Here is a 10,183-nt window from a genome sequence, read left to right as displayed (position 1 = left end):
CCACCGAGGGTTTCACCACCACCGAGGAACCGTCGCGAGGCGTCGAGCAGTTGACGTTCTCGACCCAGGGGGTGCTGGGCCAGGCGAGTGCACGTCGAGCAGTGGCCGCATGCATCCCGAGATCGGACCTGTTCGACACACTGGGCCACCCCGGTTCCGAGGCGGCAGATGCGGGTCTCGGCTCCGGTGTCGTCGACTCGCGTCTCGTTCAGCCCGACACGCTGGTGTACCCGTCGGTCGCGTCGGTGGTGGGTGATCGCTACCAGCGCTCGGACCTGGACCAGGCCGGCCGAGAGCTCGAGGCCGCAGGCGAGAATGCAATGACCGTTCGTGTCGGCTACCGGGGACCGGACGCGCGGCGCGCCCAGGTGGTGAGCCGCATGGCCGCCGATTGTGCCGCCGCGGGCATCACCGTCGAGGATGCGAGCTCGCCGGACTTCACTCCGTCCGCCCTGCGGGCCGGGGCGGTCGATGCCGTCCTGGGTAGCAGCGGATCGCTTCCTGGACCGTCGGGTTCGGCTGCCGCGGTGACCGCACGGTATTCGCTGCGCACTGGAATCGGTCTGAACGTCGGCGGATACAGCAACGGCAGGATCGATTCCATCGTCGATCAATTGGCGGTGACCGACGATCCCGAGGGCATTCTGGCGCTGGCCACCGAGGGCGAGAACATCCTGTGGAACGACATGCCGTCGCTTCCCCTGTACAACGAGCCGCGTACGACCGTCGTCAGTGACGGCATGCAGGACGTGGTGCCCAACCCGACTGCCGCTGGTGCCGGATGGAACATGGATCGGTGGGTGCTTCTTCGATGAACGATGCAGACGGTGCAGTGGGTGCGGCCGCTGCCGTGGCCAGGCTGACGCGGTGGGTGGACGATTTTCCCGTCCCCGGTGTGCGCTTCGGCGATCTGACACCGGTGTTCGCGGACGGGCCGGCGTTACGCAGCGTCGTATCGGAGTTGGCGCAGGGATTCGAGGACGTCGACCTGGTGGCGGGTATCGACGCACGGGGATTTCTGTTGGGGGCCGGAGTTGCCCTCGAACTCGGGTGCGGTGTGCTGGCGGTGCGCAAGGCGGGAAAGTTGCCGCCTCCGGTGCATTCACGGTCGTACGATCTCGAGTACGGAACCGCCGAATTGCAGATCCCGACTGCGATCGACGTGACCGGGAAGCGAGTGCTGGTGGTCGACGACGTACTGGCGACCGGCGGTACCGTCGATGCGACGGCTCGGTTGTTGGCCGAGCAGGGAGCAGTGATCGCCGGAGCCGCTGTGGTTCTCGAGATCGCTGTTCTGGGTGGGCGCGACAAGTGCAGTGGTTACCCGCTCGGCTGCCTGGTTCGAGTATGAGGACTAAAGTCGCTTTCACGAAGCGTTGACCGAACAATTCCGGCGACAACGCGGAACGTGTGGCAGGAGGTGATGAGAGTGACCCGTTACATCGATCAGCCCTTGCCCGATGGGCCTGCCGTCCCCGAACGGCCCGTTGCCGATCAGACCGGGGTCACCGAACGGACCGGTGTCGACGTCGTCACGACAGACGAGGCCGCGTCCGGTGATTCCCGCCCGGCCGTCGACACTCCGGTACCCCACGGCCCGGTGGCGAACGATGCGCAGGCTCCGTCGGGAACCCGTAATTCGGCACCCGTCCCCACCTCGGCATCGCGTCGGGTGCGGGCGCGTCTGGCGCGCCGCATCACCGCCGGACGCAGCGCGGCGGTCAAGCCGGTGCTCGAGCCACTGGTCAGCCTGCACCGCGAGCTCTATCCCAAGGCCGACCTGACATTGCTGCAGCGGGCCTACGACGTGGCCGACGAGCTGCACGCCTCGCAGATGCGCAAGTCCGGCGATCCCTACATCACGCATCCGCTCGCTGTGGCGAACATTCTGGCCGAACTCGGAATGGACACGACCACCCTGGTTGCGGCGCTGCTGCACGACACCGTCGAGGACACCGGGTATTCGCTGGCCAAGTTGACCGAGGAATTCGGCGACGAGGTGTCTCATCTCGTGGACGGAGTGACAAAGCTCGACAAGGTCGTGCTCGGAACTGCGGCCGAGGGCGAGACCATCCGCAAGATGATCATCGCGATGGCGCGAGATCCACGGGTGTTGGTCATCAAGGTCGCCGACCGGTTACACAACATGCGCACCATGCGGTTCCTGCCCCCGGAGAAGCAGGCGCGCAAGGCCAAGGAGACGCTGGAAGTCATTGCGCCGCTTGCCCATCGGCTCGGAATGGCCACGGTCAAGTGGGAGCTCGAAGACCTGGCGTTCGCCATACTCCACCCCAAGAAGTACGACGAGATCGTGCGTCTGGTGGCCGATCGTGCGCCGTCCCGCGACACCTACCTCGAGAAGGTTCGGGCCGAGATCAACGCGACACTCGCCGCGTCGCGCATCAGTGCCGTCGTCGAGGGTCGCCCGAAGCACTACTGGTCGATCTACCAGAAGATGATCGTCAAGGGCCGCGACTTCGACGACATCCACGACCTCGTGGGCGTCCGCATCCTGTGCGACGAGATCCGCGACTGCTACGCCGCTGTCGGCGTGGTGCATTCGCTGTGGCAGCCGATGGCGGGCCGTTTCAAGGACTACATCGCGCAGCCGCGCTACGGGGTGTACCAGTCGCTGCACACCACGGTGATCGGACCCGAGGGCAAGCCCCTCGAGGTGCAGATCCGGACGCGGGACATGCACCGTACAGCCGAGTTCGGAATTGCGGCGCACTGGCGCTACAAGGAGACCAAGGGCAAGCATTCACAGGACAATGCCGAGGTCGACGACATGGCGTGGATGCGTCAGCTGCTCGACTGGCAGCGAGAAGCCGCCGATCCGGGAGAGTTCCTCGAGTCGCTGCGTTACGACCTCGCGGTCAAGGAGATCTTCGTCTTCACGCCCAAGGGCGACGTGGTCACCCTGCCCGCCGGATCGTGTCCGGTCGACTTCGCGTACGCGGTGCACACCGAGGTGGGGCATCGCTGTATCGGTGCGCGGGTCAACGGTCGACTCGTGGCACTGGAACGGACTCTCGACAACGGTGAAGTGGTCGAGGTGTTCACCTCGAAAGCCGCCACTGCCGGTCCGAGCCGGGACTGGCAGGGTTTCGTCGCCTCACCGCGTGCCAAGACCAAGATTCGCCAGTGGTTCGCCAAGGAGCGCCGCGAGGAAGCTCTCGAGGCGGGCAAGGACGGCATCGCCAAGGAGGTCCGTCGAGGCGGGCTACCCTTGCAGCGCTTGATGAATGCCGAGTCGATGTCGGCAATCGCGCACGAGCTACGGTACGTCGACGTCTCTGCGCTCTACACCGCGGTCGGCGAGAATCATGTGTCCGCTCGGCACGTGGTGCAGCGGCTGGTCGCCCATCTCGGCGGCGTCGGCGATGTCGAGGAAGAGCTCGCCGAGCGGTCGACCCCGTCGACCATCCCGACTCGACCCCGTCAGGTCGGCGACGCGGGCGTACTGGTCACCGGATCCGAGGGCGTCGTCGCGAAACTCGCCAAGTGCTGCACCCCGGTGCCGGGAGACGAGATCCTCGGATTCGTCACCCGTGGTGGATCGGTGAGTGTCCACCGCACCGACTGCACCAACGCACGGTCGCTCGAGGAACAGTCCGAACGGTTCATCGAGGTTCAGTGGGCGCCGTCGGCGTCGTCGGTGTTCCTGGTCGCCATTCAGATCGAGGCACTCGACCGTCATCGACTGCTGTCCGACGTCACCAAGGCGCTCGCCGACGAGAAGGTCAACATTCTTTCGGCGTCCGTCGCGACATCGGGGGACCGGGTGGCGATCAGCAAGTTCACGTTCGAGATGGGCGACCCGAAGCACCTCGGGCACGTGCTGAACGTGGTGCGCAACGTCGAGGGCGTCTACGACGTGTACCGCCTGACGTCTGCTGCCTGAGCGGCAGTCCGAGAACGACGAGAGGGTGAGCAGATGTTCTGCTCACCCTCTCGGCCTTCGAGCGCGAACTCAGGCGGCGGACTCCACGATCACCGGGTTCGCCGGTGCGCCGTCCTCGGAGCCACCGGTGACCCCGCCCGCAGCGATGGCGTCGAGGGTCTGCAGACCGGAGTCCGAGATCGTGCCGAACACCGTGTACTGCGGCGGCAGCACCGAATCGGCGTACACCAGGAAGAACTGGCTGCCGTTGGTATCTGGGCCTGCGTTGGCCATGGCCAACGTTCCTCGGGGATAGACCACCGGATTCTCGGCCTGGGCCGGGTCGTCGGTGTACGCGGTGGTGGGGTACTCGTTGGCGAAGGTGTATCCCGGTCCACCTCGACCGGACCCGGACGGATCACCGCACTGCAATACCTCGAGGCCCGGTGACGTCGTCAGTCGGTGACAGGGCGAGCCGTCGAAATATCCCTGCTGGACGAGGCCGACGACGCTGTTGACGGTGCACGGTGCCTGAGTGCGGTCGAGTGTGATGTCGATCGGACCCTGATTGGTGGACAGCGTCACGTCGACGTTTCCGAACACGTCGATGTTGTCGGTCGCAGGAGCGTCGACCTCCTTGGCGGCCGGCGACTCCGCCGGATACGAGCAGGACACCGTATCGGTCGTCGGCTGCGGCACGGGCGGCAACGCACCGAACCGGGACAGGTCGAGTGCAGGACGCGGCGCGGGTGCTTCGGTCGTCGTGGTCGTCGGCGACGACGGTGTGGTGGTCGGTGCGGCTGCCGGTTCGGTCGAACCGGAACACCCTGCGAGTACCAGCGCGGTGGCCGAGACCGCGATCGTCAGCGCCGAGGCGCGGTTCACAGGTCGCTCAGCATGGACGTGATGTCGACCGGTTCGGCGGGGGCTCCGTCGGATGCGCCGCCCTCCACACCCTTGGCCGCGATGGCGTCGAGTGTGGCGAGTCCGGTCTCGTCGATGGTGCCGAACGCGGTGTAGGCGGGCGGCAGTTCGGAATCGCCGTAGACGAGGAAGAACTGGCTGCCGTTGGTACCCGGGCCTGCGTTGGCCATGGCCAACGTTCCGCGCGGGTAGGAGATCGGGGTCTGTGCGGCGGGGTCGCCTTCGGCATACGTATCGGTGGGGAATTCGTCGGCGAACTGGTACCCCGGCCCGCCGGACCCGGTGCCGGTGGGATCGCCGCACTGCAGCACCTGCAGGCCCGCGCCCGTGGTGAGTCGATGGCAGGTGGTGCCGTCGAAGTAGCCCTGGTTGGCGAGCGATACGAAGCTGTTGACCGTGCACGGAGCCTCGGGATTGTTCAGCGTCAGACCGATGTTGCCCGCAGACGTGGTCATGCTGTAGCTCAGCGGCTCGTCGCTGGTGGGGACGTTGTCGGTGCGCGGGGGAGTGTTCTCCTTGGCCGCCGGTTGCGTCGCAGCGGGATAGGAGCAGTTCACCGTCTCGGGCAGCGGCTCGGTGCGTCCCGCTGCGATGATCGAATCGGCGGGTGCCGACGTCGACGATTCCTGCGCGGTGCTCGCATCGTCGTCACCGCGCGTCACCACGAACACGACCGAGACGACGGCCACGACCGCGACGACGCCGAGAACGGAACCGACGATCGTCAATTGCTTACGACGCCGCGCTCGCTCGGCGCGGCGTACGAGTTGGCGTTCGAGCTTTCGTTTGGCAGCCTCGCGCCGTTGCTCGTTGCTGGGCAATTCGTGTTCCTCCCGCTTGTCGAAAAACGACCTCGCCCGCTCGCTGCACGGACCGATCGTGTGGTAACCGGCCGAGAATCGGCCAACGCGAGTTTGCCACTGTTGCCTGAGAGCATGCTGGGGGGACCCGACGCGAGCGGCCACACTAAGCTTGCTCGGTACTTCGGCCTCAGCCTTTAGGAGCGTTTGTCTTGCTCGTCACCGGATTCCCCGCAGGCATGTTTCAGACCAACTGTTACATCCTGGCCCAGGACGACGCGTCCGAGTGTGTCGTCGTCGATCCCGGTCAGGACGCCGCGGATCCGCTGATCGACTTCCTGACGCAGTCCTCGCTCACCCCCACCGCAGTGTTGCTCACGCACGGTCATCTGGACCACACGTGGTCGGTGGAGCCGATCTGCGAAAAGTACGGCATCCCGGCGTACATCGCACCCGAGGACCGCTACATGCTGGCCGATCCGATCAAGGGAACGGGCCCGACGTTGGCGGCAGTGCTGGGCGACCTCGAGTTCCACGAACCGGCCGAGGTGATCGAGCTCACGGACGGTCACCGGCTCGAGCTCGCCGGAATCGAGTTCACGGTGGTGCACACCCCCGGGCACACCCAGGGATCCGTCGTGTTCCTCGCCCATGCAGACGGGCCCGACGGCTCGGTTCCGTTGGCACTGACCGGGGACACCCTCTTCGCGGGATCGATCGGGCGCAGCGACCTGCCCGGCGGCGATCATGATCAGCTGCTGCGATCGATCGCGAGTCGGCTGCTACCGCTCAGTGACGACACGGTGGTGCTCCCGGGGCACGGCGGACAGAGCTCGATAGGCCAGGAGCGCGAGTCCAATCCGTTCCTCGTTGGACTCACCGACCCCGAGCAAGGGAAGCTGTGAACGTGAGCAAGCCGACCGCCTTTTCTGCGCCCAAGGGCGTCCCCGATTACTTCCCCCCGAACTCGGCCGAGTTCGTCGCAGTACGCGAGGGGCTGCTCGACGCCGCCCGCAACGCCGGCTACGGCCACATCGAACTGCCGATCTTCGAGGACACCGGGCTGTTCGCCCGCGGAGTCGGGGAGTCGACCGATGTGGTGAGCAAGGAGATGTACACCTTCGCCGACCGCGGAGATCGATCGGTGACGCTGCGTCCCGAAGGCACTGCGGGAGTCATGCGCGCGGTGATCGAGCACGGATTGGATCGGGGAGCGCTGCCGGTCAAGCTCGCCTACGCCGGGCCCTTCTTCCGCTACGAACGCCCGCAGGCCGGCCGGTATCGGCAGCTGCAGCAGGTGGGTGTCGAGGCGATCGGCGTCGACGACCCGGCGCTGGACGCCGAGGTCATCGCCGTGGCCGACGCCGGTTTTCGTACCCTCGGGCTCACCGGGTTCCGGCTCGAGATCACCTCGCTCGGCGACGACACCTGCCGCCCGCAGTACCGAGAGCTGTTGCAGCAGTTCCTGTTCGCGCTTCCCCTCGACGAGGACACCCGTCGACGCGCCGAGATCAACCCGCTGCGGGTGCTCGACGACAAGCGCCCTGAGGTGCGCGCGATGACCGCAGACGCACCGCTGATGCTCGATCACCTCTCCGAATCGGCGAAGGAACACTTCGACGAAGTGCTGGCATACCTGGACGTGATGAACGTTCCGTACCTGGTGAATCCGCGGATGGTGCGGGGCCTGGACTACTACACCAAGACGACGTTCGAGTTCGTGCACGACGGGCTCGGCGCACAATCGGGCATCGGCGGCGGCGGACGCTACGACGGGCTGATGGAACAGCTGGGCGGGCAGGCGCTCTCCGGAATCGGGTTCGGCCTCGGCGTCGATCGCACCGTGCTGGCCCTCGCCGCCGAAGGCAAGACCGCGGGCGCAACGTCACGATGCCAGGTCTTCGGCGTTCCGATGGGTGCCGGCGCCAAGCTGGCGATCGTCGACATCGCGGCTCAGCTACGCGAACGAGGAATAGCCGTGGACATGGCCTACGGCAATCGCGGGATCAAGGGTGCCATGAAGGCCGCCGACCGGTCCGGGGCGCGGTTCGCGTTGATGCTCGGCGATCAGGAACTGGCTGCGGAATCGGTTCTGGTGAAAGACCTTTCGAACGGCGAGCAGGACACCGTTCCGATGGCCGACGTGGTCGACGCCCTCGGAGCGCGCCTTGCCCGGTGAGTCCCGGCCCGGTGACTCTCGGTCCAACGCGGGGCCGGTAGCCCTCGACCTGGTCTCGGTGGAGTTCCTGGCACCGCGCCTGCGCAAGATAATGGTCGGGTCGGCCGTGATCGGGATCGTTCTCGCCGTCGTCCTGGCGCTGTTCGCGCCGGTGTGGGTCGCAGTTCTCGTCGGGGTGATCGTCGGCGGTCCCGCAGTGCTGTCGGGTTGGCTCGGTCTGCGCCGACGGGTGTGGCTCGACGGCCCGCAACTGTGCGCGCGAGGGTTGCGCACTCGCCGGCTGAAGATGCCGGAGGTGGTGACGGCCGAACTGACGATTCGGACGGCCGGAATCGATCAGATCTCGCTGCGGCTCTACGACGGGCGTACACACATCGTGGTTCCGCTTGCGCTCTACACCAGGGACGGGGGCCGTGAGCTGCCGATTCTCGCGTTACGCAGCCTCGCCGACTCGCTGTGGACCGCCGAGTTGGTACCAGCCGCAGCGATCGCATCGGTGCTGGTGGATCAGCTACGTGCCGAGGCGCGCGATGCCGGACTCGATCAGCGGCCGCTCTATCGCGCCGTCGAACTGGTTCGCAGCAAAGGGCGAACTCCGCAGGCGACGCTGACCGACCGCGAGGTCGCGCAGTTGCTCGACTGAACCGTGATCAGGTGACCAGGAAGGCGTCGAGCACGACGGCTTCGGCGGAGCGGGATCCGGACGTGACGACGAGTGCGCGGTTGAGATAGGTGAACTTCGGCACTGCGGTCGACACGCGGAGTGTGCCGCGGAAGTAGTACGTGGCGGGATCGACCTCTCGCTCGGGATCGTTCAGAGCTTCGATGACCTCGGCAGGCCCGAACTGAACCCCTCGGTAGTCCAAGGAGAGGTAGCCTCCGGTCGCCAATTCCAGAACGAGGTCGCTGCTGAACTCGGTGCATCCGTCGGACCGCGTCACGCTGACGACGGTCGACCCGGCTGCGAGAGTTCCCTCGATGTCGGGGCCGGGAGCTGCGCCGCCGAGCACGGTGGTGACGACCCGCTCGCCCGCGGGTACCGAACCGATGTCGATTCCAGGTCCGAGTGTGAGGCCGAGACGCAGAATGGGTTCGAGGGTCGGTGTGTTCGGGGCGGTCACGGCGGTGCACTCCTAGGATCGACTGGGGGCCTACGGTATCGCCTTCCCATGACCACACCCGAGCGGGGATCGGCAGTGGCGGGCCGGCCTTGACACGGCATAGAACAAATGTTCGACTGTGTGCATGCGATGGGCGGGTCAGACTCTCGACGCCGCGGACGACGGGGCGCTACCGGGGCTCGAGCGGTCGGGTTTGGTCCGCAGCGTGCAGACGCCGGAGTTCGAGGGCATCACCTTCCACGAGGTGCTGTGCAAGAGCGCCCTGAACGAGGTTCCGAGCGAATCGCAGGTGCCCTTCTCGTGGACCGTCAACCCGATGCGCGGATGCTCGCACGCATGTCGATACTGCTTCGCCCGCCCCACCCACGAGTACCTGGATCTGGACTCCGGCAACGACTTCGACTCGCAGATCGTCGTCAAGACCAACGTCGCGGCCGTTCTGCGCAAGGAGCTTTCGCGGCGATCGTGGAAGCGTGAGCCGGTGGCGCTGGGAACCAACACCGACCCCTACCAACGCGCGGAGGGCCGATATCGGTTGATGCCCGGCATCATTCGGGCGCTGACCGAATCTGGCACTCCGTTCTCGATTCTGACCAAGGGCACACTCTTGCGACGCGATCTACCCCTGTTGACGTTGGCCGCCCAGCAAGTCGACGTGCACGTGAGCATCAGCCTCGCTATTCACGACGCCGACCTGCAGAAGCAGCTCGAGCCCGGAACCCCCGGTCCGCGAGCACGATTGGACCTCGTTCGAGCGGTCCGCGACGCCGGACTGGAGTGCGGAGTTCTGGTGGCACCGGTCATTCCGTTTCTCACCGACGGGGCCAAGCAACTGGACGGCCTCATCGGTGCTCTGGCCGAGGCGGGTGCGACGACCGTGACGGCCCTGCCGATGCATCTGCGTTCGAGCACCAAAGACTGGTACATGAGCTGGCTGGTGAAGGAGCACCCCGCGTTGGTGCGGCGGTACCGTCAACTCTACGGGCACGGGGCCTACGTGACTCCGGAGTACAAGCAGTGGCTACGTGGCCGCATCGATCCGTTGCTCGACAAGTACGGGTTCGCCCCAGAGCAGACCCGCTCGCTGCCCGTGAACGAACCTGCCGAACCCCGAGCGTCGGTGACCTCGGGGCCGGCCCTCACCTTGTTCTGACTACGTCGTTCCGACTACTTCGGGGATCAGGGATTGTTCAGGTCGCGCGCCGAGAACGTGTCGCAGGCCGCCACCTGCCCGGTCTCGTAGCCCGCGGTGAACCATGCCTGTCGCTGTGCAGAC

General features: G+C 66.3%; 10 protein-coding genes and 1 pseudogene. 7 read left to right on the top strand and 4 right to left on the bottom strand.

Going from position 1 to position 10,183, the window contains the following annotated elements; genetic code table 11:
- The 3 genes and pseudogenes from A2J02_RS28250 to A2J02_RS13100 all read left to right on the top strand — a co-directional run.
- Positions 1-815: pseudogene (locus tag A2J02_RS28250) on the top strand (ABC transporter substrate-binding protein); the annotation flags it as partial.
- Positions 812-1,351, top strand: coding sequence for an adenine phosphoribosyltransferase (locus A2J02_RS13105; protein WP_068050586.1), 540 nt, complete (start codon positions 812-814; stop codon positions 1,349-1,351). The pseudogene A2J02_RS28250 and the gene A2J02_RS13105, both read left to right, overlap by 4 nt.
- A gap of 249 nt (positions 1,352-1,600) precedes the next feature.
- The gene (locus tag A2J02_RS13100) at positions 1,601-3,904 is read left to right on the top strand and encodes a RelA/SpoT family protein (protein WP_068050588.1); all 2,304 of its coding nucleotides are present in this window, start codon (positions 1,601-1,603) and stop codon (positions 3,902-3,904) included.
- Positions 3,905-3,973: 69 nt separating this feature from the next.
- Here A2J02_RS13100 and A2J02_RS13095 read toward each other — a convergent pair whose 3' ends face one another.
- Positions 3,974-4,768, bottom strand: a complete 795-nt coding sequence (locus A2J02_RS13095) for a peptidylprolyl isomerase (RefSeq protein ID WP_068050585.1) — start codon at positions 4,766-4,768, stop codon at positions 3,974-3,976.
- Positions 4,765-5,628, bottom strand: coding sequence for a peptidylprolyl isomerase (locus A2J02_RS13090; protein ID WP_068050584.1), 864 nt, complete (start codon positions 5,626-5,628; stop codon positions 4,765-4,767). The genes A2J02_RS13095 and A2J02_RS13090 overlap by 4 nt, the downstream gene beginning before the upstream one ends.
- A gap of 191 nt (positions 5,629-5,819) precedes the next feature.
- On the opposite strand from A2J02_RS13090, the gene A2J02_RS13085 reads away from it, so the two are divergent.
- The 3 genes from A2J02_RS13085 to A2J02_RS13075 are packed head-to-tail and all read left to right on the top strand — an operon-like array spanning position 5,820 to position 8,429.
- Positions 5,820-6,512 (top strand): MBL fold metallo-hydrolase, encoded by a 693-nt coding sequence (locus tag A2J02_RS13085; protein ID WP_068050583.1) that lies wholly within the window; start codon positions 5,820-5,822, stop codon positions 6,510-6,512.
- A gap of 2 nt (positions 6,513-6,514) precedes the next feature.
- Positions 6,515-7,786: a histidine--tRNA ligase gene (hisS, locus tag A2J02_RS13080; RefSeq protein WP_068050587.1), complete on the top strand. Its 1,272-nt coding sequence runs from the start codon at positions 6,515-6,517 to the stop codon at positions 7,784-7,786.
- Complete coding sequence (locus tag A2J02_RS13075; protein ID WP_068050582.1) at positions 7,776-8,429, top strand: hypothetical protein; 654 nt, start codon at positions 7,776-7,778, stop codon at positions 8,427-8,429. Before hisS ends, A2J02_RS13075 begins: the two co-directional genes overlap by 11 nt.
- 7 nt (positions 8,430-8,436) lie before the next feature.
- Here the strand turns inward: A2J02_RS13075 and A2J02_RS13070 are convergent, their stop codons facing one another.
- Positions 8,437-8,907, bottom strand: a complete 471-nt coding sequence (locus tag A2J02_RS13070) for a DUF3237 domain-containing protein (RefSeq protein ID WP_068050581.1) — start codon at positions 8,905-8,907, stop codon at positions 8,437-8,439.
- Between the two features lie 124 nt (positions 8,908-9,031).
- On the opposite strand from A2J02_RS13070, the gene A2J02_RS13065 reads away from it, so the two are divergent.
- Entirely contained in the window at positions 9,032-10,060 is a 1,029-nt protein-coding gene (locus tag A2J02_RS13065) for an Rv2578c family radical SAM protein (RefSeq protein ID WP_068050580.1), read from the top strand.
- A 26-nt stretch (positions 10,061-10,086) separates the two neighbouring features.
- Here the strand turns inward: A2J02_RS13065 and A2J02_RS27705 are convergent.
- A partial coding sequence (locus A2J02_RS27705; protein WP_197478015.1) for a neutral zinc metallopeptidase occupies positions 10,087-10,183 on the bottom strand: 97 nt, incomplete at its 5' end.

Origin of the sequence: Rhodococcus sp. EPR-147 (assembly GCF_001647185.1) — a bacterium.
In the GTDB taxonomy this organism is placed as follows: domain Bacteria; phylum Actinomycetota; class Actinomycetes; order Mycobacteriales; family Mycobacteriaceae; genus Rhodococcoides.
Note: the sequence above shows the minus strand (reverse complement) of the source record. Positions and strands in the feature narration are given on the sequence as shown.

Excerpts from the sequence above, each read along its gene's own strand:
- A2J02_RS13065 (WP_068050580.1), top strand. The coding sequence starts at position 9,032 with ATGCGATGGGCGGGTCAGACTCTCGACGCCGCGGACGACGGGGCGCTA.
- A2J02_RS13105 (WP_068050586.1), top strand. The coding sequence starts at position 812 with ATGAACGATGCAGACGGTGCAGTGGGTGCGGCCGCTGCCGTGGCCAGG.